The 23,018-nt window shown below is 59.4% G+C and carries 17 protein-coding genes and 2 tRNA genes; 6 read left to right on the top strand and 13 right to left on the bottom strand.

Annotation, left to right across the window (positions count from 1 at the left end; all coding sequences use genetic code 11):
- Nucleotides 1-66: 66 nt before the first annotated feature.
- From OXE05_07390 to OXE05_07380, 3 genes are all read right to left on the bottom strand, one after another.
- Nucleotides 67-936 (bottom strand): transglutaminase domain-containing protein, encoded by an 870-nt coding sequence (locus OXE05_07390; protein MCY4437141.1) that lies wholly within the window; start codon nt 934-936, stop codon nt 67-69.
- A 385-nt stretch (nt 937-1,321) separates the two neighbouring features.
- Nucleotides 1,322-2,293: a phytanoyl-CoA dioxygenase family protein gene (locus tag OXE05_07385; protein ID MCY4437140.1), complete on the bottom strand. Its 972-nt coding sequence runs from the start codon at nt 2,291-2,293 to the stop codon at nt 1,322-1,324.
- A 687-nt stretch (nt 2,294-2,980) separates the two neighbouring features.
- The gene (locus OXE05_07380) at nt 2,981-3,949 is read right to left on the bottom strand and encodes a phytanoyl-CoA dioxygenase family protein (protein ID MCY4437139.1); all 969 of its coding nucleotides are present in this window, start codon (nt 3,947-3,949) and stop codon (nt 2,981-2,983) included.
- 1,088 nt (nt 3,950-5,037) lie between these two features.
- Here OXE05_07380 and OXE05_07375 point away from each other — a divergent pair.
- Nucleotides 5,038-5,481 carry a hypothetical protein gene (locus OXE05_07375; protein MCY4437138.1) on the top strand — a complete coding sequence of 148 codons (444 nt, stop codon included), beginning with the start codon at nt 5,038-5,040 and terminating at the stop codon, nt 5,479-5,481.
- Nucleotides 5,482-5,533: 52 nt separating this feature from the next.
- Here the strand turns inward: OXE05_07375 and hisA are convergent, their stop codons facing one another.
- From hisA to OXE05_07355, 4 genes are all read right to left on the bottom strand, one after another.
- Nucleotides 5,534-6,259 (bottom strand): 1-(5-phosphoribosyl)-5-[(5-phosphoribosylamino)methylideneamino]imidazole-4-carboxamide isomerase, encoded by a 726-nt coding sequence (gene hisA / locus OXE05_07370; GenBank protein ID MCY4437137.1) that lies wholly within the window; start codon nt 6,257-6,259, stop codon nt 5,534-5,536.
- 695 nt (nt 6,260-6,954) lie between these two features.
- Complete coding sequence (hisH, locus tag OXE05_07365; protein ID MCY4437136.1) at nt 6,955-7,584, bottom strand: imidazole glycerol phosphate synthase subunit HisH; 630 nt, start codon at nt 7,582-7,584, stop codon at nt 6,955-6,957.
- Nucleotides 7,585-7,780: 196 nt separating this feature from the next.
- Nucleotides 7,781-8,599, bottom strand: a complete 819-nt coding sequence (locus tag OXE05_07360; GenBank protein MCY4437135.1) for a class I SAM-dependent methyltransferase — start codon at nt 8,597-8,599, stop codon at nt 7,781-7,783.
- Nucleotides 8,600-9,263: 664 nt separating this feature from the next.
- Entirely contained in the window at nt 9,264-10,199 is a 936-nt protein-coding gene (locus tag OXE05_07355) for a restriction endonuclease (protein ID MCY4437134.1), read from the bottom strand.
- Between the two features lie 126 nt (nt 10,200-10,325).
- Here OXE05_07355 and OXE05_07350 point away from each other — a divergent pair, with 126 nt between their 5' ends.
- Both OXE05_07350 and OXE05_07345 read left to right on the top strand, forming a co-directional pair.
- Entirely contained in the window at nt 10,326-10,481 is a 156-nt protein-coding gene (locus OXE05_07350) for a hypothetical protein (GenBank protein MCY4437133.1), read from the top strand.
- Nucleotides 10,482-11,217: 736 nt separating this feature from the next.
- The gene (locus tag OXE05_07345; GenBank protein ID MCY4437132.1) at nt 11,218-11,688 is read left to right on the top strand and encodes a hypothetical protein; all 471 of its coding nucleotides are present in this window, start codon (nt 11,218-11,220) and stop codon (nt 11,686-11,688) included.
- A gap of 321 nt (nt 11,689-12,009) precedes the next feature.
- Here the strand turns inward: OXE05_07345 and OXE05_07340 are convergent.
- The 4 genes from OXE05_07340 to OXE05_07325 form a co-directional block, all read right to left on the bottom strand.
- Nucleotides 12,010-12,084: transfer RNA gene (locus tag OXE05_07340), tRNA-Asp, on the bottom strand.
- Between the two features lie 34 nt (nt 12,085-12,118).
- Nucleotides 12,119-12,202: transfer RNA gene (locus tag OXE05_07335), tRNA-Tyr, on the bottom strand.
- A 68-nt stretch (nt 12,203-12,270) separates the two neighbouring features.
- Entirely contained in the window at nt 12,271-13,161 is an 891-nt protein-coding gene (locus OXE05_07330; GenBank protein MCY4437131.1) for an aminotransferase class IV, read from the bottom strand.
- Nucleotides 13,162-13,724: 563 nt separating this feature from the next.
- Entirely contained in the window at nt 13,725-14,954 is a 1,230-nt protein-coding gene (locus OXE05_07325) for a DegT/DnrJ/EryC1/StrS family aminotransferase (protein ID MCY4437130.1), read from the bottom strand.
- 700 nt (nt 14,955-15,654) lie between these two features.
- Between OXE05_07325 and OXE05_07320 the strand changes: the two genes are divergently transcribed.
- The 3 genes from OXE05_07320 (at nt 15,655) to OXE05_07310 (ending at nt 19,414) form a co-directional block, all read left to right on the top strand.
- Nucleotides 15,655-16,374, top strand: a complete 720-nt coding sequence (locus tag OXE05_07320) for a metallophosphoesterase family protein (protein MCY4437129.1) — start codon at nt 15,655-15,657, stop codon at nt 16,372-16,374.
- A gap of 180 nt (nt 16,375-16,554) precedes the next feature.
- Nucleotides 16,555-17,970 (top strand): class II fumarate hydratase, encoded by a 1,416-nt coding sequence (locus tag OXE05_07315; protein ID MCY4437128.1) that lies wholly within the window; start codon nt 16,555-16,557, stop codon nt 17,968-17,970.
- 277 nt (nt 17,971-18,247) lie between these two features.
- A complete protein-coding gene (locus OXE05_07310; GenBank protein ID MCY4437127.1) occupies nt 18,248-19,414 on the top strand; it encodes an acetylxylan esterase in 1,167 nt (388 codons plus the stop codon).
- A gap of 1,416 nt (nt 19,415-20,830) precedes the next feature.
- On the opposite strand, the gene OXE05_07305 is transcribed toward OXE05_07310, so the two are convergent.
- Nucleotides 20,831-21,139: a hypothetical protein gene (locus tag OXE05_07305; protein ID MCY4437126.1), complete on the bottom strand. Its 309-nt coding sequence runs from the start codon at nt 21,137-21,139 to the stop codon at nt 20,831-20,833.
- Between the two features lie 515 nt (nt 21,140-21,654).
- Nucleotides 21,655-22,413 carry a phytanoyl-CoA dioxygenase family protein gene (locus OXE05_07300; GenBank protein MCY4437125.1) on the bottom strand — a complete coding sequence of 253 codons (759 nt, stop codon included), beginning with the start codon at nt 22,411-22,413 and terminating at the stop codon, nt 21,655-21,657.
- Nucleotides 22,414-23,018: the final 605 nt, after the last annotated feature.

Raw genomic sequence — 23,018 nt, 5'->3', positions numbered from 1 at the left:
CAAGGGTTGGCGGGAGCAGTGGCGCCAGTCTTGCAGGTTATATTCGCGAGAATAGTGCAGAACCGCTCAGGCTTCTTTTCGCCACTCGATGCCAACATGCCGGCTGCTGCCCGGGGCGTGTGTCTCGATTACAGGCGGCACGCGCAACGCTTCGCAATTCTGATACAGTTCCCGTCGCTCGGCGAATGACTCCTCTGTAATTGCCAAGATAGCTGCACGGTCAAGCACAGCAGTATCGTCTTTCGTCACATCCTTGTTGTTCTTCAAATGCATTCCCCACCAGTCATCGGAAAGCATTTCAAAGCCATTGAGGGCCGCAAAGTCGCTCACCAGGATTCCACGGACATTGGATAACCCTAGCCCGCGCGGATGACGGCCAAAGCCGAAAAGAGCGCCATTATCTCGGTCCTCGCGGCACATCTGCCAAGCTCGTCCTGCCGTAATGAACTGCTCCGGCGCAACGTCTTGCATCTGTAGATCGGGATCCTCTAGTACCCAGCGACCCTCTTTGGCGCTCCAGTATTCGCAGAGACAGTGGTTTTGATAGTGCGTCTTTTCAAGATAGGTGGCAAACCCCCAGCGACTGCGTGCTGGTATCCCTCGCTGGCGTAAGACGGCACACAGCAGGGCGGCAAAGTGGCGGCAATCGACGATTAGGCGGCGCGACTCATCGCGAGCAACGTTGAGAGGGCGATCATCAATGGCGAGCATTGCTTCAAGCGAGCGGCGGATATGGCGGGTTTTGATCTCTTCTGGCCGTGCCAATACCAGTTCAGGGTGGTGCTTCTGCACTTTCCAGATGGGCATCAGCAGTCCGCTAAGCGCAGAGTGCAGTGCGTCCATGCCCGCCGGCAGAGCCTTGAGATGATTGGCGTACTCACCGGGGTCGGTGAAGCGAGTGTGTCTTGTGTAGAATTGCAGAATGTCCGTCTTCACACGGCTAGCCTTCTCAAAGAATGCACTTTCCGTAGTTGAGAATCCTTAAACTCCGGTAAACGCTTGGGCCCAAGTCCGCAATTATTACTAAAATAGACGATTCATGCGGTTTGGAGGGTGACGCGCTGCCATGGAGCCAATGGCTACCGCCTTCGTGCTGCCGCCCGGCGCTTTCTCCATTTTCGTGCGCTGGTGTGGCCTGGGCAAGGCCATGGTGATATCCGCGCGATGCCTGCTCCATACTTGATATGGGGTGGGCATCCATCATGTTGCACAACAAGCTTTGCGCCAGGAGCGGGGGACAAGCCCCCGCGCTACGGGTAGAGAGAGTGCCTAGGCTGTAGCCACTTGGGCCGACTGCGAGTCTATCAAATCGCCTGGCCCGTTACGCGCACACGGGATGGTCAGCGGACCAGCGGTTGAAGTTCTCGGTAGAGGAGGCGGCCAGTTTAGGTCGGGCGTCTTCCCACATTTGGGTCCACGTTGCGGCATCGCGCAGCTCCGATTCAGGATTGGCGCGGCTGCGGGCCACGAACTCGGGGAAGACCGGTCGCCCGGTAGGCTGGCCGACCGGCTGATAGCGCAGGTCGAAACTCCAGCGCACCTGGTCCTGGGTCTTGTTGTCGTACGAACAGTGCATGGTCTTGCTGTGCATGAGCAGAATGCTTCCCGCCTGCATGGGCAACGGTACGGCGTTCGCCACGTCCACAAGTGTTTCCGGTATCCAGACGCCGCCGACGCCCGGGCAGTGTACGGCGAGCTCTTCTTCCCGGTGCGAGTAAGGCACGGCGTACATGCAGCTATTCTCGATGGTGGCATCGTTCAGGGGTAGCCACACTGTCAGCATCTCGGTTTCGTCCGCCTCTTCTACCACCACGCCGTTGTCCTGGTGCCAGGGCACGGCCACGGAAAGATTGCTCGGGTTCTCCACATGGACGACGTGACGCGGCAGCTTCATGCGCACGTGCTGCACGGGGTTGGAGAGGATTTCAGGCCCCACGACGCTCTCCGCGCAATCGAGCAAACGTGAGTTTACGAGCAGATTGAAGACGGCCGGGCCGGTGTGCATCGGCGCGTCAGCCCCTATGGCTTTCTGCGGCAGTGAAATGTCGAAAGGCTGGGCAAAAATCTGGCCGCTCTCGTCGCAGACTTGAATTAGCCGCTGGTCGAACGGCAGGTCGGCATACACAGAGGAAATAACGCCCTCAGCGTAGAGATTGCGGGCGATACCGTCCAGCACGTCGGCATATTCCGCCATCACCGGCGCCAGGTCTTCTTCCGGATCGAGGACGTTTTCTACGACAACGTAGCCTTGTTCAGTAAGTTGATTGAGTTGCGCTTGCGTCAAGCCGGCCATTTTTTGCTGCTCCTAATTGTCCAATGCGGAACGTATGCACATCCGATTGCGATAGATGCCAATGCCGAGGTTCTTTACGCCCATGTATCTGTCTTGTACCAAAATAATACATCCAGAGCACTCTAGGCAAGCCTTCAAGCGATTATTGAGAGTGGCAGGCAGGCTCCCACACAAAGACAGGATTTATTGCGGCAGGAGAGGGTCGGAAGAACGGGCTCGTCATTCCCGCGAAAAGCCTGACCCGGGCTTGAAACGCGCAGGAATCCATCTTCGTTCTTTGCACGCGCCCTGGACTCCGGCGTTCGCCGGAGTGACGGATCGAACGCCTAGTTTCGTTTAACCAGCGGCGAATTGGCGGGGGACAAGCCCCCGCGCTACATAAGGCGATATCAACTCAATACATCACTCCCGCGAAAAGCCTGCCCCGGGCTTAAAACGGGCAGGAATCCATTTTTGCACTTTGTACGCGCCCTGGACTCCGGCGTTCGCCGGAGTGACGGATGGAAGGCCTGACCACGTTAAACTAGCGGCAAATTGGCGGGGGACAAGCCCCCGCGCTACGGGGAAAAAGAGCATGTCACGAAACCTGGAGACCTCTTTGTGGGACAAGCTCCCGCGCTACGGGGAAAAAGTGCCTTCGCCTGCCGCCATGCAGAGCAGATCCTGCCAGTAAGGCGATGTTGCCTGTTAGGCGCAGGCGGGGTGGTCGGCGGACCAGCGGTTGAACTTCTGTTTAGCGGAAGCGGCCAGACGAACCCGCGCATCCGCCCAGAGCTGCGCCCACCCGGCAGCGGAACGGAGTTCCGTCTCGGGGTTGGCGCGGCTGCGGGCTACAAAGTCAGGGAAGACCGGGCGGCCGCTGGGTTGACCGCTCGGGTGGTAGCGCAGGTCGAAGCTCCAGCGCACCTCGTCCTCTGTCTTGTTATCGTACGAACAGTGCATGGTACGGCGGTGCATGAAGAGCACGCTGCCGGCCTGCATGGGCAGCGGCACGGCTTTCGCCACATCCATCTGCTCTTCCGGTATGCTTAGGCCGCCGGCGCCCGGGCAGTGCACGGCGAGGCCGTCCCGATACGAGTACGGCACGACGTTCAGGCAGCTATTCTCAATGGTGGCATCATTCAAGGGCAGCCACACCGTGAGCATTTCCGTTTCATCCGCCTCTGTGACCACCACGCCGTTGTCCTGGTGCCAGGGCGTGGGGCCGGCCAAGCCGCTCGATCCCTCCGTATGCACGGCGTGGCGCGGTAACTTCATGCGCACGTGCTGTATCGGATTGTTGAGGATTTCCGGCCCCATGATGCTCTCGACGCAATCGAGCAGGCGGCGGTTGATAAGCAGGCTAAAGACGGCCGGGCCGGTGTGCATGGGCGCGTCGGCGCGCTCGGCGCTCTGCGGCAGGGAGATATCGAACGGCTGGGTGAAGAGCTGGCGGCTCTCGTCGCAGACGTGAATGAGCCGCTGGTCGAACGGCAGGTCGGCATAGGTGGAGGAAATGACACCTTCGGCGTGCAGGTCACGGGCGATGCCGTCCAACACCTCACCGTATTCCGCCATCACCGGCGCCAGGTCTTCCGCCGGATCGAGCACGTTTTCCGCGACCACGTACCCTTGTTCAGCAAATTGATCGAGCTGTGCTTCGGTGAGACCGGCCATGGTGTGCTGCTCCTGGACTTCCCGTGCAAGCCGCTTGCACGTGCGCTGGCGCCCGCTGCTACTTCCGGGGCTACTTTACCCTCTTCTCCCAAGTTTGTACCAAAATAGTGCATCCAAAGCAATCTTGGCAAGACTGCAAGGGAGTGTTGAGGAGCGGGGACTGAGCCCCAATGTTGTCGCATTAGCTTTCTTGGCAAGGAATACGGAGCTCTCATTACCTTACAATTCCGGTAGCGCAGGCCCTTCGACAGGCTCAGGACGGGCCCTTCGACAGGCTCAGGACGGGCCCTTCGACAGGCTCAGGACGGGCCCTTCGGCAGAGCCTGTGCTGACCCTGCCGAAGTGCTCAGGACAGGTTTGCAACCCCGTATCGAGTACGGGGCAGGCTCTGCGCCTGTTGTAGGGTCAAGCCCTTGCGCACCCGTTTCTATCAGTGGAAGTGTTAGAGCCACGCCTTGTGCTGCTGATGTGGTCGCAGTTTCGCGTGCTCTGGCGGGGGACAAGCCCCCGCGCTACAAAGTGCAGTGCTCTGGCAGGGGACAAGCCCCCGCGCTACAAAGAGCAGTTGCTCTGGCGGAGGACAAGCCCCCGCGCTACGAAGTGCAGTTGCTCTGGCGGGGGACAAGCCCCCGCGCTACAAAGAGCAGTTGCTCTGGCGGAGGACAAGCCCCCGCGCTACGAAGTGCAGTTGCTCTGGCGGGGGACAAGCCCCCGCGCTACAAAGAGCAGTTGCTCCGGCGGGGGACAAGCCCCCGCGCTACACAGAGCAGTTGCTCTGGCGGGGGACAAGGCCCCGCGCTACAAAGGGCAGCCCTCACCTTCACGCTAGGGAGGCCAACGAACTGCCTTGGTCGCGCAGGTTTGTAACCGGCGTCCCCAGCCCGTCATTTCCGCGCAAAGCAGGAATCCAACTTCACGTCTTACGCGGTTCGCGTTGCTATCGGTTGAGCGGGCCGGTGGAGTTGAACGCGTAGCTAGACTTGTCAGCGCTCTGCGCAGAGCGCTGCGCTTTGCAACTAATCGTTCGCGCCCAAGTCGCGAAATGGCATTGGAATGAGTTAAGGAAGGAAAAAGAGGGGAGAAATCCTGTGCATGTAGCGGCACAAAACTACGTCTGCGCGCTCGGTCTTGCGTTGATGGTCTTGCTGCTTGCTGCGTGCGGCGGTGCTGGGGAATTTTCAGATGCTGACACAGCGCCGCAACCTGCCCTGCGTGGCGGGGCCGATGCTCCTATAAGTAGCAAAGAGGCTGCTCTCGCGGCGGTGCGCACGCATCTTTCTGAGATTATCTCCTGTCGGGAGGCGCATGGTCGCTTGGAGCAGGACTTCTCACAAGGCTTGTTTGAGGCGCGTCTCACCTCCGCCTACTCCCTGCGGACGCAGAGTCCGGTGTGGGAGGTAGCATTCGCAGGCGACCTCCACATCCCGTACGTGATCTGGTTTGTGGAGCAGAGCGACGGCACAGTGCTGGCGAGCATTAGCGCGGCGACGTACTATGAATCTCCGCTCCATCACATGTGCCGCCGCGACTAAGCTGCAATTCAGCCCAAACAGAAGTAAACCCGAAGCGATGTTGGAATTGGAGTTACTGTGCCGCGCGCCGCACGGTCGCCAGCGCTTCCGGCAGCGTGAACGCGCCACGATAGAGGGATACGCCGACGATGGCCCCTTCGACGCCGAGCGTCGTCAGCCGCGTGAGGTGGTCGAGACTGGCGACACCGCCGGAGGCGATTACCGGCACGCTGACGGCTCGAGCCAGCGCCCCCGTTGCCTCAAAATTCGGCTGGGAGAGCGTGCCGTCGCGCTCCACGTCGGTGTAGAGAAACCGGCTCACGCCGCTCGCCACCATCTGGTGCGCCAGAACGAACATGTCCACGCCGCTCTCATGCTGCCAGCCGTGGGTCATCACCTTGCCGTTGCGGGCATCTAACGCGACGACCACCCGGCCGGGATAGCGCGCGCACGCCTCGGCGACCAACTCAGGCTGCTCCAACGCCACCGTGCCCAACACGACCCGCGCCACGCCTGCCGCGACTGCCTGCTCGATAGCAGCGAGGTCGCGCAAGCCGCCGCCCATCTGCACGGGAATGGTCAGCGCCTCGGCAATCGCCGCGACAACCGGGTGGTTCCGGCTCTTGCCGCGCTCGGTGCCGTCCAGGTCCACCACGTGGAGCAACGCCGCGCCCTGTTCCTCCCAGCCGCGGGCGGTCTCCACCGGATCGTGGGAGAAGACGGTGCTCTGGTCAAAGTCACCTTTGAAGAGGCGCACCACCGCGCCGTCTTTGATGTCTATCGCGGGAATTACTTGCATGGCGTACTGCGCACATCCTCCGCGTCGCCTCAACGGCAGCGGCGTTTTGACACTTCAACCACTGAGATTTCGTTCTTGCGCACTTACCACAATAGGCTCGACAATCATCCGATCAGTGTAGCGCGGGGGCTTGTCCCCCGCCTCTTGGCGCCCAGCTAGGGTTGCGGCAACGCTGGGAATATGCAGTTACCCAGACAAGCTGAATTCTGAATCTCCAGTGTTACCCAAACCCAATTCAGATTCTTGTTGCGCGGGGGCTTGTCCCCCGCCTCTTGGCGCACACCATTTGGGTTGCGCAAGGTCTTGGCGAATGCACTGACCTAGACGAATTGACTGTTCATTCTCCAGCGTTGCCCAAACCCAATGCAGGCTCTCGTAGCGCGGGGGCTTGTCCCCCGCCTCTTGGCGTCAAAAATCAAGCGCCCCTTTGGAAGAAACATGCCTTGCGCTCGCGGCATTCGTTCATCCTGCGACCCTTCGGCAAAGCCTGTACTTAGCCTATCGCAGCGTTCTCGCCGCCGTTCGCGTTGCGCTCTTACCCCCGTTCGCGTTGCCTTCTTACCCCTGTTCGCGCTGCGTTCTTACCCCCGTTCGCGCTGAGCCTGTCGAAACGCTCTTGCCGCCGTTTCCGTTGTGCTTGCCGCAGCGTTCTTACCCCGTTCGCGCTGAGCCTGTCGAAGCGCTCTTCCTGAGATTTATGCAGTTCTTGCGCTGTGCGCGCCCACCGCCCACGCCACGAAATTCTCATAGAGCCGCAATCCCATACCCGCGCTCTTCTCCGGGTGGAACTGCGTCGCAAACACATTCTCCTGCGCTATCACGCTGGGGAAGGCGACGCCATAGTCGGTGGCGCCGGCGGTCAGCGCGGCGTCCTCCGGGTCGGTGTAGTACGAGTGCACAAAGTAGAAATACGCTTCGTCCGGAATGCCGGCGAACATCGGGTGCTCCTGTGTCTGCCGCACCTGGTTCCAGCCCATGTGCGGCACGGTGAGCCCCTTGGGGAAGCGCCGCACGAGGCCGGGATAGAGATCGAGGCAGGGCGTGCCGCCGTCCTCTTCACTGGCCGTGAGCAAGACCTGCATCCCCATGCAAATGCCGAAATACGGCTTGCCGGAAGCGATCGTGGCCTGCACCACCTCAATCATGCCGTGCCGCTCCAGCCCGCGAATGGTATCCCCCGCCGCGCCCACACCGGGCAAGATCACCGCCGCGGCGCGTTCTACTTCCGCCGGGTCCTGCGTCACCACAAAGTCCGGCGTATGCAACGCCACCGCCCGGCTGACACTCCGCAAATTCCCGGCGCCGTAGTCAATTATCGCAATCATGGCAGGGTAGTTTCTTTCATAAATGTACGGGTCACCTCTGTATGATATCGCCTCAGCAAGGTAGGCAACAATTTTACGCCGCGCTTTGTTCGGATTCAAACTACGCTTGCAACGTCCATGTGAGTCTGGTTTCGCGAAGGCCCTGCGCCACAACTGGTAAGAAATTCTCCTCCCAGCAATTGGCGTTCTTAGATTCCTACGGCCTACCGTTTCGCTTGCGGCGTGGGGTTGGGGGCACGGGGTAGGTCGTCGCTTGTGTGGGCAGGCGTTCGAGCAGGATCCAGCCGGGGCCGGCTTGCACGCGGGCGCGCTCCCAACCGGCTTGGAGGGCGAGGCGGTGTGCCTCGGAAGCGGTGTAGGAAGCGCCGATGGACGCTGAGGGCTCGCCGTTTTCGCAGAGCGCCAGCCCGTCTATGCCCACCTGGCTTGCTTTGAGCAGCGTCCACAGCCAGGGGTGAATGTCGCGGCGGGTGTCGGCCACGAGGATCCGGCCCGATGGTTGCGCCACGCGCCGTAGCTCCGCGAGCGCGGCTACCGGGTCCTGCACGTGGTGCAGAGCCAGCGTGCTCACGACAAGATCGAACGTATCGTCCGCAAACGGCAGCACCTCGCCGCGCGCCTGCGCGAAATGCACGGCCTGTTCGTGACGGTCGGTCGCGGCGTGGGCGGTTGCCGTTGTGAGCATGGGCAGTGAGAGGTCAATGCCAGTCACGGTAGCCTGAGGCGCGCACGCCGCCAGCTCAAGGGGAAACCACCCCGGCCCGCACCCCACGTCCAGGATGCGCCACTGCGTGGACCCAGCGGTAGCGTAGCGCGCCAGGTAGCCGCGCACTACCCGCATGGGGAGCAGCGCCATGAAGCGGCTGTACCGCGCGACGAGTTCCGGCGGCTCGATGGCTTCCTTGTGGGAGGTTCGCTGCGTAGGCGGATTGCCCGCCCACTGCCGCAGCCGGCGTAGGAACAGGATGCTGACGCCGATAAGCGCTATGAGAATTGCCGAGCGTGCCGACTTCACAAGCCTTACCCCTCAGTCACTATCGATGAATCCGATGTCGTAGCTCTAGTTTTGCCCTAAATTGTCGCGCCTGTGGCTGGTCTCCGGGAGCCGTGGCTGCCACCAAGCAATTCAAGCTCTGAGTCTTGAAGACCCCTCACCCTAACCCTCTCCCCCGGGAGAGGGAACCGGTCAGTCTGTGTCGGTGAATTCAATGTGGTTGCCTAACCATTGCCCCTTCTTGTCGCGCGTGTGGCTGGTCTCCGAAAGCCGCAGCCGCCTCTTGGCAGTGTACTCCCTTTCGAAAAGAATCCCCCTCACCCTAGCCCTTTCCCTCAGGAGACCTTTGCGATACCTAAGCGGAAGCGAGAGTGTTCCCTCTCCCTCGACGGGAGAGGGCTAGGGTGAGGGGGAAACTCCTGAAATCTCTCCATTTGCACACCGATTCTGCCTTGATACGTCTTGACACTACTCAACGTAAAGGGCCATTGTAGCAAAAAGACCCCCCTCACCCCAACCCTCTCCCCCAGGAGAGGGAGTGCCCCTGCTTGAAAGTGGGGTTATGCAAAGGTCTCCTCAGGGAGAGGGAACCGGAGGAGGAGCGTTCCCTTTCACCCTTGTCCCCTCTTCCAGGAGACCGAGGCGCGGAACTGCAAATTCCGACCTGCACAGGCAGTCCATGGTGCTACGCTTCCACGCCCTGCACATCCAGTATCCGCACGTGCGCTCGCGTTGCTGCCGCCTGGGCCGCGTTGGTGAGCGGCCCGTTTACCACCAGCACACCCACTTTGTATTTATCTTCTTCCAAGGCCGTCACAAGCATCTCGACCTCATCCGCGGACACCGGCGATTCCGGTACGACGCGCACAGCCAGGAAGCGCAAGCCTCTTTCCAACGTCAGGGCAGACGCTCCTTCAGCTTGCTCATCATCCAGACGCACGGCATATCCCTGCCTGCGCAGGCCACGCACCGCAGATTCCAGCAGCGAGGCGCGCAGCGATGCCTGGGGAGTCTTGGCAACCGCCGTCAGCGCTTTCAGTAAGTCCTGGTGAATCCAGCGCTCTTGGGGCGTGGGGCCGATTTCTGCCGGCGGTTTTTCCAGGTACCGTTCCGCGCAAAAGTTCGCGCCGCAGTAGCACATGAGGGCGAACGCAAGCGGAATGCCGACAATGCTGCCCACCGACGTAAAGAAAGCCAGCCAAAGCCACAGACCCTTCACCCGCATGCCGTGGGCCACGTACCAGCCGCCGGTAAGCAAGAAGGCCCCCCACTGCCACTGGGCCGGCACCAGCGGCGTTTGCCCGTTCGCCTCGCACCAGCGGCGGTAGGCGTCGCCGCGAAACGATGCGGCGCAATAGGAGCCGACGAGCGACCAGAGCACCAGCGCCGCAACTGCCGCAGGCAGCGCTGCCGTCTCGAACGGCGACTGGCGGAAGATAAACACTGCGTTAATCAGCGCGAGTATGACCACCACGCTCTGTGGCACGAGCAGAACGCGCCCCTTGCCGGTGATGCCTTCCCGCAGGTACCAAAACGCGCCCAGCGCAAACGCGGCCAAACTCCAGCCGTTAGGCGGCAGGGGCGGCCAAGCTTGTGCGCTATCTGCGTTCGATTGTTCCATGGCAGCGATCTGCATTTAGCTCCGCGGATATTTCTCTGTCGGGTAGTACCCTTACGGTAACAGTAAGCGAAAGCTTCCGTCTGCGCCCGTAGCAATTTCAATTGACGAATAGCGTTTCGGACCGAAGTGATAGACGAATCAGCCCACCGCAGCCAGCTTGACGCCCTGCAGCGGTCAGCCGTTTCGCCCCACCACCGTACCTTGCACACCCATCCCTTTGTGGCAGGATGCACGCAATTCGGCGTTGCCGAACACCTCTTGGACCAAAGCGGCGAGGCTTGAGACACAATTTCGCAGTTCCGGCCGAGTTACTGGATCTACAAGCTGCGCCAACTTCCTACAAGAATCGCCACAGGTATGTCCTGCTCAGTCGCATCAACTGAATTTTGAAGGATGTAGGGCTCACATGGGGGCACCTTGGCCCTCTGGCGACACTGATATTGCGGTACAGTTACCCTGTTGATCTCCAACTATCAAGCAGTTTGCGGCCAGCCTTGTGACAATAGTAACAGGCCAATCGATAGACGTAGACCTTGTCAATATCTCGATATGTTTGGTGTACGAAAGAGGGGGTATGCTGCAAACTCTACGGCTTTGCATGTAAAGTCAAGAGAGACCCCAGACCTGTCAACCCCGTATGTTGTGCAGTATGCACAGATTCAGCGACCGCTGAGTATCGTTGTGCTGCATAGCATTGCTGCCCACCACGTTGAGATACTGCCGAAAAGCGAATTCTTATCAATCTCTTAGGAAACTTTGCGGGGGTGAATTCGTGCAAAAAGTGACTTTTCCCTGTTATGGCGCGCATCAATCGCATTTGCAGAAGCTTGACAGCAGCCGCCAATATTAGATATCCTTGACCTGCATGTGAAATTGCACACAAACTAGCTAATCGAGTCAGTTTAGGGGCAAGGCAGAAGTTTTCAGAGGAGTTGGTGCGCTTGCGCAGCTTGTCCGAGTGCAGCATGCGTTTGGTTCTCTTTTAGGTATTCGTGTTCAGTTTCTGCTGGAGGTTCCGATGGAGGCAACAGTTCAAGTTCTTACCTGTGCGCGCTGCGAGACCGATATTACCGGTCAGCGTGACGGTAAATCCAAGCGCGCCGGCCTGTGTGCGCGTTGCGGCCGCGCCGAGCGGCTCTCTACGTATTTCAAGCGCTACTATCAACGCAACAAGGACAAGATTCTGGAGAAGAATCGCAGGTGGGCGCGGGAGAATAAGGAGCGTGTCGCCGAGTTGCGCCGCATCCGCTTGAGCAAGCAACCGAAGAAGCCCAAGGAACCGAAGTTCTGCATCGATTGCGGCACAGTTGTGCAGCGTGCGTTGCGGTGCCGCAAGTGCTACGTGCGTAACAAGTACCACACGGACGATGAGTATCGCCGCAAGCGCCTTATCACGACGAAGCGCTGGGCCCAGAAGAAGCGGGAAGAAGCCCGCCTCTATAAGATGGTCGATTCGGCGGAGACGACGGCGCAGCCGGTAGGACGCTAGAAGAGCAGACAGAGAGTCTGCCGTCGATTTTGCTGAAGAGTGTGAGATTCAAGAAGCCGCGAGCGCATGCGCTCGCGGCTTCTTCATTTGCGCAGATGGATGGACACGGGCAACACCCCCAGGCTCATGAGAGGACACCAAGCCTGCATGCTGCCAGAGAGTACGCGATCGAAACAGAGGGTAGCGGCGCGGCAGTCACAGATAGAACACCGCGATCTCATGCCTAGCTTACGCCAAGTAAAAGAAGGGTCGTGGATTCCACAATCCTTCTCGCGCTGCCAATTATCCGAAGCCGCTGCCGGGCAGCGCTTCAAAGGGGGGCGGTCCCGACCGGATTCGAACCGGCGATCTCAGCCTTGACAGGGCCGTGTGTTAGGCCAACTACACCACGGGACCAGAGCGTTCTCTATCACGCGGAGAACTATCGCGGTGGGCCGGGGAGGATTCGAACCTCCGTAGCCATTACGGCGCCAGATTTACAGTCTGGTGGTTTTGACCGCTCGCCCACCGACCCATAAATCAGGCAGCAAGCAGGTATACGCTCATACCTGGATTTAGTATAGCAGTGAATACCCCTCTTTGTCACCTTGTTTTCGCCCCGCTTTGCGCTGTTAACCACTCCTCATATGCGGCGCGAAATCGCCCCGTGACCGGGCCCGGAACGCCCGCGCCAAGCGGCCGTCCATCTATGGCGCATACCGGCATAATGCCCATGAGGGCGTTCGTCAGAAAGACCTCGTCAGCCGAGAACAACGCTGCCTCGTCTAGCCGCGAGATCTTGACGCCGCACTGCAGCTTCTGTGCCAGTTCTCCACACACCAGAGCGCGTATCGTACCCGGCAACGCGCCTTCTGCTACGGGTGGCGTGTGTAAGCGACCTGCTTGCACGCAAAAGACATTCGCGGTTGTGGCGCACACCACGCTGCCTTGCGTGTTGAGCAGCAAGGCCTCATCGGCGTCACTCTCCATCGCTTCTTGGCGGGCGACAACATTGTCCAGATAGCACAGCGACTTGATGCGGGACAGGGGCGACTGCTCATTCCGGTGAACTCTGCGGCTGACTATCACTTGCATCCCGTTGCGATAGAGGTGGGCCGGGTAAGGAGCGAAGGGCGTTACGCGAATGAGGAGTGTCGGCTGCGTGTCGCCTGGCGGCAGGAGACCCCGCGCGGCACTGGTCCCGCGCGTGACCGTGAGGCGGGCGGTGGCCTCGCACAGATTGTTGGCGTACAGCGTCCGGTCGACCGCTTCGCGCAGTTCATCCGAGGTCCAGGGCAACGCAAGTCCAAGCGCTTGTGCCCCTCCGCGCAGCCGTTCCCAGTGCCGATCCCACTGCAGCACGCGCTCGCGCACAACGCGCATGGTCTCGAATAGCCCGTCCCCCAGCAGCAAACCCCGGTCAAGCGGCGAGACCGCATTGGCGCTTTCCGGCACGAGTTGCCCGTTCACATAGCATACGGGTTTGCCGCTCATACGCGCCTCCTTGCCGCACGAAATCCGCGCTCTTGCCACCAATAAACCCTTGCACAACATCCGTCCGCAGCGCGAGAGGTCTCCGCTCTCCCTGGGGAGAGAGGGCCGGCGCGAAAAGATCCTGGCTCGTACGGTTCATCGTCCCTGCGGAGACCCTGCGGCCTGTGTGAAACAGGCAAGACTACGGAAACTCTCCCTCGCCTCCCGTTTCGCGTGCGGGGCGGGCAGCTAGCGCTCACCCACCGGAGCGCCTTGCTTGACCTCTGCCCAGGCGAGATAGCCCCCTCCCTCCTGCTGGGCGAGAATCGGGCTGGGGGGATGAAGAACGGCTTCACGGCTTCTACCCACTCCCCCTGGATTCCGGCTTGCGCCGGAATGACGGAGGGATTCAATGGCCTCCGCCGGAGGAGGAGACTTTCACGTCTCGGCAAAGTTTATGCACGAGTCTCCTGCGGGAGAGGGGGTCTTCAATCCAACAGAAGTCTGTTTATCCGCGCCCCGCCGTGCTGATGGCATGGCCCCCGCAGAAGGTTGCGTTCTCAGGGACGCGCCTCCACCGAGAACTATGAATATACTGCCTGCAGTTGGTCCACGTTTCGTTGCACCTTGGCGATGGCGGCAGCGATGTCATCCATGGCGCTCTGGTCGGCGAGAAGCGTGGTCTGGCCGATCCAGGCCGCTTCCTCGTGGCAAAGCCGCTCGGTGACCGGACACGGCTCAGTGCGAAAACCGCCGATGGCACCTTTCACCGAGCCGTCGGACTTATCGAACATGGGGTTGTCATACAGCGGCCACGGGTAGCCGCTGGATATGCCGATGCCCTCCGCCTGCACCGCCTGCAGGAAGGTCTCACGGTCGGTGCCGAACTCCTCGGCATCCAGACGCATGGGGTAGATGTGGTAGCCGTGCTGCGTGACCTCCGGCGCTAGTTCCTGCACCGTGAGACCGGGGATCTCCGTGAGCATGCTGGAGAGATACGCCGCGTTTTGGTTGCGCCGCTTCGTGTGCTCGTCGAGCCGCTCGAGTTGCGGCAGGCAGACGGCGGCCTGGAATTCGTTCATGGGGTAGGCCTGGCCGAGCTCGTGGTGCTCGTACCAGGGGCGGCCGTTCTTGCGGCCAAAGCACGCCAGCGTGTAGAAGCAGCGTTCCCACAGGGCTTCGTTGTCGGTGGTCGCCAGGCCGCCCTCGCCGCAGGTCATGTTCTTGGCCTGGTTGAAGCTGTAGGAATTCAGGTCGCCCCAGCCGCCCACCTTCTTGCCGGCCCATTCGGTGCCGTGAGCGTGAGCGCAATCGACGATGACGGCCAGGTCGTGAGCCTTTGCAATGGCGCCGAGTTCGTCAATCTGTGCGGGATAGCCGCCAAAGTGCACGGGTATGATGGCGCGGGTGCGGGGCGTGATAGCAGCGGCCACTGCCGCCGGATCGAGACAGAGCGAGTTGGGGTCTACGTCGGCAAACACCACGTCAGCGCCGACGTACATGGGCGCAAAAGCCGTGGCCATGAAGGTGAAGGCCGGCACGATCACCTCGTCGCCGGGTCCGATGTCAAAAGCCCGCAGGCCGATGTCCAGGCCCGCGGTGCAGCTCGTAAGCGGTATCCCAAACAAGGCGTCGTGGTAGTCGCAGAAACGCGCGTTGAGTTCCATGACCATCGGGCCGTGGGCCGTGCCGCCCCATCGGCTGCTCTCCAACACCTGGTGCAAGAGTTCCTTTTCCCGCTCATCGTGCTGAGGCCAGGAAGGGAACTTTGTTGTACATACCGGCGTGCCGCCGCGAATCGCTAATTTCTCCATAGACTTTCTTTTCTCCTGACTCTCAGCGCCCATTGCGTGGGTGTGTCTCACACCAGGCGCGCAGGGCACGACCAGCAATTGGTGATTTCACCATGCCGCCCCTGCGAGGGCACTCGTATCCCCGCGCGCTTCTCTTGTTACCCTATCTTAACCTAATCATGTTCCAGGTACGAGACTTGGCTTGGTGGGGCGAGACTGCCGGTTGAGGACTCAATGCTGATAGCTGCGCAGATTGACTCTATCCGTCCAAGTACGACAACGCAACAACAGCGACGTGTTCCATTCGTATTCTTCCTCAATTGGGCACGGAAGCGGAGGACAAGCCCCCGCGCTACGAAGAAGGTGTCATGCGGAGCGGGGGACAAGCTCCCGCGCTACGAAGAAGATGTCATGCGGAGCGGGGGACAAGCCCCCGCGCTACGAAGAAGGTGTCATGCGGAGCGGGGGAAAGCTCCCGTGCTACGAAGAAGATGTCATGCGGAGCGCAGCGTCGAACAGGGTTCGCGGAATCTAAGCCGTTTCATTCCAAGATACACTGATGTTTGGAGACGATAAATGTCCGTTTCTTTGTTCCGGCCGATCGGGCAAAGATCCATCATGATCAGGTGTGAGAGGTTGAGCGCAAAGCTGATTAAGGTCTACGATAGGAATGAGTTCTCTCTTTACGTCTCGAAGTTTAATTGCGAAGAGGCACACTGTCATGGCAACAAAAATAGGCTTTATCACCGACGTGCATGGCAATGCGCCGGCGCTGCGGGCCGTGCTGGCGGAACTGGCGCGGGAGGACGACCTGTCCCACATCTATGGCGCGGGCGACCTGATCGGCATTGGACCGTACACCAATGAGGCGCTGGAACTGCTGTTCGGAATGCCTAGTTTTTCGAGTGTCGCGGGGAATCACGAAGACTGCATCCTGGCGCTGTTGGCCGGTGAAGTGCCCAACAGCCCGCCGGGAATGGCAGAACATCACCAGTGGGTTGCAAATGAACTTGACCGCCGCTTCGTGCCGCAGTTAACAGCACTGCCCCGCATACTGTCGCCGCAACATGGCGACCTGGAGCTCTTCATCGCTCACTACCACCTGGATGCGGTGCAGAAGCTGCTGCCGATAGACCCGGAACCCACGTTGGCAAAGCTCGACGCGCACTATGGCGAACATCCTGCCGCCGCGGTGCTCACCGGCCACCACCACGACGGCCACTTCTTTGCAAGGCCGGGGCGCACATTCTTGAATCCTGGCGCACTCGGCTGCGGTACACATCCCGTGGCGCGGTACGCCGTGCTAACACTCGGGGAAGAGGGCATTGGCGTCGAACGGCGCGAGGTGGCGTACGATTGGGAGCGTTTTCTCCATGCGTACCGTGAGCGTAACGTGCCGGGTGGAGAGTTCATCTTGGAACGCGTATTCGGACAGGCGTGAGCGTGCAAAGGGCACAGTTAAGCTGGTCTCCCGCGAAAGCGGGAGAGACGGACGCCGACGTGACAGGTTGACGAGCGAAAGTGACGGGCGGCGTATCGGCTATTTGCATGAAGTGAACTGTCGCGTCGAGCAAGCCGGTCGTAAACTGTAAACGGAATTTGACGGACGAAAGGACCGCATATGGCAAATGAAGAAACCCGCACCGAGCGGGATTCGATGGGCGAGATGGAGGTGCCCGCCGATGCGTATTACGGCGCCTCGACGCAACGGGCGGTGCTGAATTTTCCCATCAGCGACCTGCGCTTCCCGCGCCGGTTCATCCAAGCGCTCGGCTTGATCAAGCAGAAGACGGCGGAGACGAACCAAGAGCTTGGTTTACTGGACGAAAGATTGGCGGGCGCCATCATGCAGGCGGCGCAGGAAGTGGCGGACGGCACGCTGGACGGCGAATTCGTCCTCGATATCTTCCAGACCGGTTCCGGCACGTCCACCAACATGAACGCTAACGAGGTCATCGCCAACCGTGCGGTTGAAATCCTCGGCGAGGAGCGGGGGTCCCGCACGATCCATCCAAACGACCACGTGAACATCTGCCAGTCGTCCAACGACGTGATTCCGGCGGCGATGCATCTGTCGGCGCTTCTGGGCATCCGCGAAGACCTGATCCCGGCATTGGCACACTTGCAACGCGCCCTAATAGCCAAATCTGAAGAATTCATGCCCATCATCAAGACCGGCCGCACGCATTTGCAGGACGCCACGCCCATCCGCCTGGGGCAGGAGTTTCAGGGCTACGCGGGGCAGATCGAACGGGCGGTCAAGCACCTGCGCCACGCCGAGGACTGGCTGGGCGAGATTGCGCTCGGCGGCACGGCGGTGGGCACCGGCATCAACGCGCACCCCGAGTTTGCGCGCCGCGTCTGCGCCAAACTGCGCGCCGCGACGGGCTACCATATCCGCGAGACCGAGAACCACTTCCAGGCGCAGAGCGCCATCGATACGTTCGTGATGACGAGCGGCATGCTCAATACCGTGGCCGTGGCGTTGCTCAAGATCGCCAACGACATCCGCTGGCTGGGATCGGGTCCGCGCGCCGGGCTCGGCGAACTGCTGCTGCCGGAGGTGCAGCCGGGGAGCAGCATCATGCCCGGCAAGGTGAATCCGGTCATTCCCGAGTCGGTAATCCAGGTCTGCGCGCAGGCCATGGGCAACCACCACGTGGTGACCCTGTCCGGCCAGTGGGGGTATTTCGAGCTCAATACCATGCTGCCGGTGGCGACGTATAACGTCTTGCGGCCAATTGGCCTGCTCAGCAAGGCGGCGGCGAACTTTGCCGACCAGTGCGTGAGCGGCATCCAGGCAACGGAACAGGGCCCCGCCACGGTGGAGCGCGGCCTCATGACGGCCACGGCCTTGGCCCCACTCGTGGGCTACGATCAAGCCGCAGTGATCGCCAAGACCGCGTACGCCGAGAATAAGACGGTTCGCGAAGTCGCCAAAGAGATCACTGATCTCACCGATGAGCAATTGGATGAAGCGCTCGACCCGGCCAAGATGGTGCAACCGGGATTGAGCGGCATCGCGGCGGGGGGATGACCTGCACGTAGAGTCACTGGGCGTATGGTCCGGTCATGCGAGGTGAAAGGGGTCAACACGAGCGGATTGGGAGGTGGAATGGCCATTAACCAAGCCCGTTCGCCCTGAGCTTGTCGAAGGGTGAACGGCATAGGAAGTCAGATTGCTGGTTTAGTTGCTTCACTCCCCTCCTGTGCTTCGACAGGCTCAGCACGAACGGATTGAGGGCACAAGGAGGAACGCGGCACATTCCACGTAACACATTCGCGGTGCGAACAGAAATAGGAGGTTTTGCAGCATGGCCTATTACGACGATTGGCCCGTTCTCGGCATCGAGGACGTGAATCCGCGGCAGCAGCGCTTGTACGAGCAGTACGAGGACTACCTGCTCCACTACATCAAGCAGCTTTACGACGCGCGGGAACGCTACTGGAACCGGGACTTCTCCAGCCTGGATGCCTACGTGCATTCGGTGGAGCCCAACCGGCAGCACTTCCTGGATAGCCTGGGCGGTTGGCCGTGGGAGCGGCACGACATGCACCTGCGCATCGAGCCGCTGGCGACCACCGCGGACTTTCGCGTCGAGCGCGTGTACTATCGCGTGTTCGAAGGCGTGGAAAGCGATGCGCTTCTCCTGACGCCGCTTGGCAAAGGGCCGTTTCCCGGTGTGGTCTTGCAGATCGGTATCTACGGCGTACCGGAAGTCGCTTGCGGCTTCACCGCTGACGAGCATGCCGGCAAGGACAGCACCTACCACCGCATTGGCGGGCGGCTGGCGCGGCACGGCTATACCGTGCTCGCCACGCGCATGGTGACCGGTTTCGAGCCGGATACGCTGGCCGGACGCTTTGCCCCGAAGCTGCAAGAGCTCAAGAGCGCGCAACCCCACGCCCGCATGTACCTCAACCGCCTCTGCCGCACTATCGGCATGGACCTGTTTGGCGTGGAGATGTTTGCGCTCTCGCGGGGCGTGGACCTGCTGGAAAGCTTGCCGCAGGTGGATAGCGGCCGCATCGGCTTCTACGGCAAGTCTCAAGGCGGGCAGTCGGGGCTCTGGCTCGGCGCCTTGGATACCCGCTTGCAGGCCGTGGTCAGCACGGCGTGGTTCAACGAGCGCTACCAGAAGCAGGTGATACCCTCCGAGCACTACCGTCCGTTCGCTCTCACCGCGGAGGAAGACAAGATATACCCCCACCTGCACGAGTTTGCCGACAGCGACATCGCCTCGCTGATCTGTCCACGTGCGTTCATGGTGGAGGAGGGCAAGCACGACGGCGCGGTGTACTGGAAATTGGCCGAGCAGGCGTTTGCCGAGGTCAAGGCCATTTATGAACGGCTCGGCATCGGCGAGCGGTGCGAAATCCACGTCCACGAGGGCGGCCACGAGGTGGAGCCGGTCGAACCGGAAGAAGAGACGGAACGCATGCACTCGGTGCAGTTCTTAGACCGCTGGTTGAAGAGCTAGAAGGGCCAATACCTAGAAAAAACGGAACTATCACTTGCCTGAGTAGACTACAAGCCTACGGCAGAAACCCCTCATGCTTGCCAATCATACATGCGAAGGGATCTCAAAATACATCTCAGTATTACCCTTGTGCTGCAATACCACTAACGAATTGATACAGCCTTGCTCACAGTAGAACCAAACGCGTAAGCCAGAGCGTCGAAAAGATGGGTTGCCGCGGACTGGGAGTTCTTCAAGAGCTTTCTCAATGGACAGTTCTTCGTCAGACGCAACACTTGGAACGCCAAACTCATCACAACCGGGGACGATTACAGGTTTGTCTGGGCTATCCTCACTTCTGTTGTATACTTCAACCGTTTGTTGGTGCATATAATCGTGACCGCAAGTTGGACACAAGAGCCAATGTGGACCATTACCGTTGTGGTCAAACTCTGGTAGTTTCAGGATGAAGCCTTTCGCAACACGCTATTATTCGGGAACGAAGTAGTTGAATAGCTATGTCCAGCGGTCAAGGCTACTTCAGCCAATCAAACACCATTGTACATTGGCTCCGTTGACAGAAGGAAATGTGTCGAACGGATCAAAGCGTTTTGTGAATGCAGGGAACTGCACACACCGGTAGATGCCAGGAACTGCACACATGCTGCCGGATACGCCTTGCGCGTGAGGGTGAAGATGGGGTACAGCAGACATCGTAACCTCCTTCGTGGAACATGAGGCATGCAAAACGCTTGGTGTTCAGACCGGGCGTTTAGCTTGAATTATGACTCCATGCTAGGGAATTTATGGGCATGGGTCAATACTCCAAACTTGCATGACTGGCTTGGGTGAGCTTCTTTCCGGTACTGTCGAAGTAGACGGGACGTATGTGGGCGGGATAGAGAAGAACAAGCATTCCAAGAAGAATCTGCACGATTGATGGCATGAAGGCAAGGAGATTGTGCTTGGCGCACGTGAGAGAAGCGGGGATGTCGGCCGGTCATGATCCTGGATACGTCGGCGCGAACGCTTTCCCGGGCCATCATCAAGAATATCAGGCAGGAGTCTACTGTCTTCAGCGACGATGCAGGTGGGTACAAGAACCTTAAGGGATACTGGCATTCCTGGGTTCAGCACAGTAGCGACGAGTACGTGCGGGATAAAACAACCACGAATGGGATCGAGAGTCGCTGAGTTGTACTGAAGCGTAGCTACAAAGGAGTGCACCACTCCAAGGGCCCGAAGCATCTTCAACTCTACGTTAACGAATTCGCTGAGCGTATTAACCGTCTTGGTCTGACGGGTCTGGGCTGCTTAGAGTAACTGGTTCGTCAAAGCGTGGGTCATCGGCTGACATGTCGGCAGTGGCTCTCTCCGCCTTCCCCGGCGTTGGGCTGAGTATGGCTCAGACCGTTTTACCCAGCCATTCCAGTTCGGTCACTGCGCGTCATCCTTCTTGCCAGATTGGAAGTAGCCTTCGAGTAAACCTTCAATGCAAGACATGCGGCTGTCTAACCGAGAGAAGTCATCTTTGGTGACAAAACCCTCAACTAAGCCCTCGATGTGAGAAACACGATCAGAGAGCGCAGAAATGCGTGTCTCGACACGCCATACGATTCCCAAGCCTACAAGAATGACAGTAGAGACTGTAAGAAGATCGCTATTGGTCTCAATTGAGAATCCTTCTCTTTCTCCACAGTGCCACACTCTACTAAATTCGGTACCCTGTACCGAAATTGTGTTCATGATATAATCCCCCTCGCTACTGTCGCAAGGCAGCTTGTAAGTCTTTCTTATCCGAGAAGGGGCACATCGTGTAGATTCATGCGTGTCTCCTTGCGGCTCACAAGAAGTGCACTGTAGCAATTATTACTACACTACGTGTTGCAAAGGGGCATCTTTAATGAGGCACCTAGCACCTAGAGATGAGGATCGTAGCGAGCAAGAAATGGAGGTTATATGTTATCACGAAGAAGAAAAATGGAACCGCGGGTTCGAAGAAAATTGGGAAAGTCCATTGGACAAATCGTGGCGCGAATATCAGGAAGAGAAAGCAAAGCTGAATGTAATCTGGGGGTGGGTAATTATAGTCGTGTTTGGAGGAGTGGCTGTGCTCTATCTTTTTGCTGAGTTGAGATGGTTCTGATGAAGTACTACAAGCACACGCATTGCTGTCCGGCAACGCCAGAGTAGGCGCAGGTTGCAAACCTACGCTACCGATCTCCTGCCCAATCAATTCTGACTTGCAAGACCACCGCGCACTACTCCCCATTGCTCGCGGGAGCAGGCCGGATGAGCTTGCGCTGGCCGACGTCGGCCAAGGACGTGGCTTCCTGGTACGAGACGATGAAGGCCTGGCGCACGTGGTCGGTGCTGTTGCCTTTGGAGTGGTGCCACAGCAGGCCGTGGAAGAGCAACATGGAGCCGGCCGGCAGCGGGACGGGAATGGCATGCTCGTTGGCGTATTCTTCGGGCGTGAGCTTGCGGACGCAGGCCCCATAGTCCATGACTTCGTAGTCCTGCAGTCCCCAGCGGTGACTGCCCGGCACCACCCACATGCAGCCGTTGGCCTCGTTGGCGTCCTGCAGCGGCACCCAGATGGACATGCGCGTCTGGCTGAACGACTTGGGATCGTCGGGCCGCGTGTAGAAGGCCTCGTCCTGGTGCCAGTGGCAGACGATGTCGGAGTGGGGCACCTTGGAGACGAGTTTTGCGGAGTGAATGGCAATGCCGGGGTGCACAATATCCTCGATCAGGGACAGGATTCGTTCGTCGCGGGCGAAGTTGCTGATGAGCTCGGAACGCAGCCCCAACTGAAAAATCCAACCCGGCCGGTTTGCCATGGTGTCGCCATGCTCCGGCATGAGACGCTCGATCTCGTCGTTGAGGGTAGTGATGTCCTGGGACGGAAAGACATCATTTAGAATGACGAATCCCTGCTCGTCGTAGGTCTGAAGTTCCTGCGCAATCAAGGTGCGCAACGGCTGGGTGCTTTCATCTAGCGTCACTACCTTCGCCATGCCGCACTTCCTTGGTGAACCACTACGTCACACTGTCCTGAGTTGTCTAATCCGCTTTCCGTCGACTCATGTCGCCTGCATCTCGCAGCCCCGAAATCGCACGCTTGATCGTTCGCGGGCCGGTCTGTTCCTATTGTGCGGCAAATGTGCAATACGCTAATGCCGCTCCTTGTCTTTCACAAAGGACATTATACACAAATTGCCAATTTTTCTGGAACTTGAGGTTGCGTTCGTGTTGGCAAGAGGAATGACTAATAACGCCTACCTATCTTGCGGAAGAGCGGGGAATGAGCTCAGTTCATTCCCCGCTCTCTTGCGTATGCGGCTGAGCTTGCTCCACTTGCGGTGGGGCATTTTGCAGTAGGAGAGTCCCGTAACGGCGTACGGCGCAGGCTTGGGTCACCAGTCCGATGCAAAGTCCAAGCTGGCTAGCGAAAAGACTCCCTCTCCTCGAGTGAATAGACCGGGTTGATAGGTTACACCATCGAATATGGGAGTTTTCGTTGTATGCAGTGTCCATGCCATGGAAGTTAGACCCACTCAATACCCTTGTGGATACGGTTTTTCCCCTGGCACCAGCTCACGAACTGAACATGAGTATGTCG

Source organism: Chloroflexota bacterium, from assembly GCA_026710945.1.
Classification (GTDB): Bacteria; Chloroflexota; UBA11872; order VXOZ01; family VXOZ01; genus VXOZ01.
This window is presented reverse-complemented; position numbering and strand designations above follow the sequence as displayed.

Excerpts from the sequence above, each read along its gene's own strand:
- OXE05_07305 (MCY4437126.1), bottom strand. The coding sequence starts at position 21,139 with ATGAACACAATTTCGGTACAGGGTACCGAATTTAGTAGAGTGTGGCAC.
- OXE05_07320 (MCY4437129.1), top strand. The coding sequence starts at position 15,655 with ATGGCAACAAAAATAGGCTTTATCACCGACGTGCATGGCAATGCGCCG.
- OXE05_07380 (MCY4437139.1), bottom strand. The coding sequence starts at position 3,949 with ATGGCCGGTCTCACCGAAGCACAGCTCGATCAATTTGCTGAACAAGGG.
- OXE05_07355 (MCY4437134.1), bottom strand. The coding sequence starts at position 10,199 with ATGGAACAATCGAACGCAGATAGCGCACAAGCTTGGCCGCCCCTGCCG.
- OXE05_07345 (MCY4437132.1), top strand. The coding sequence starts at position 11,218 with ATGGAGGCAACAGTTCAAGTTCTTACCTGTGCGCGCTGCGAGACCGAT.
- OXE05_07330 (MCY4437131.1), bottom strand. The coding sequence starts at position 13,161 with ATGAGCGGCAAACCCGTATGCTATGTGAACGGGCAACTCGTGCCGGAA.
- OXE05_07310 (MCY4437127.1), top strand. The coding sequence starts at position 18,248 with ATGGCCTATTACGACGATTGGCCCGTTCTCGGCATCGAGGACGTGAAT.
- hisH (MCY4437136.1), bottom strand. The coding sequence starts at position 7,584 with ATGATTGCGATAATTGACTACGGCGCCGGGAATTTGCGGAGTGTCAGC.
- OXE05_07315 (MCY4437128.1), top strand. The coding sequence starts at position 16,555 with ATGGCAAATGAAGAAACCCGCACCGAGCGGGATTCGATGGGCGAGATG.
- hisA (MCY4437137.1), bottom strand. The coding sequence starts at position 6,259 with ATGCAAGTAATTCCCGCGATAGACATCAAAGACGGCGCGGTGGTGCGC.
- OXE05_07300 (MCY4437125.1), bottom strand. The coding sequence starts at position 22,413 with ATGGCGAAGGTAGTGACGCTAGATGAAAGCACCCAGCCGTTGCGCACC.
- OXE05_07385 (MCY4437140.1), bottom strand. The coding sequence starts at position 2,293 with ATGGCCGGCTTGACGCAAGCGCAACTCAATCAACTTACTGAACAAGGC.
- OXE05_07325 (MCY4437130.1), bottom strand. The coding sequence starts at position 14,954 with ATGGAGAAATTAGCGATTCGCGGCGGCACGCCGGTATGTACAACAAAG.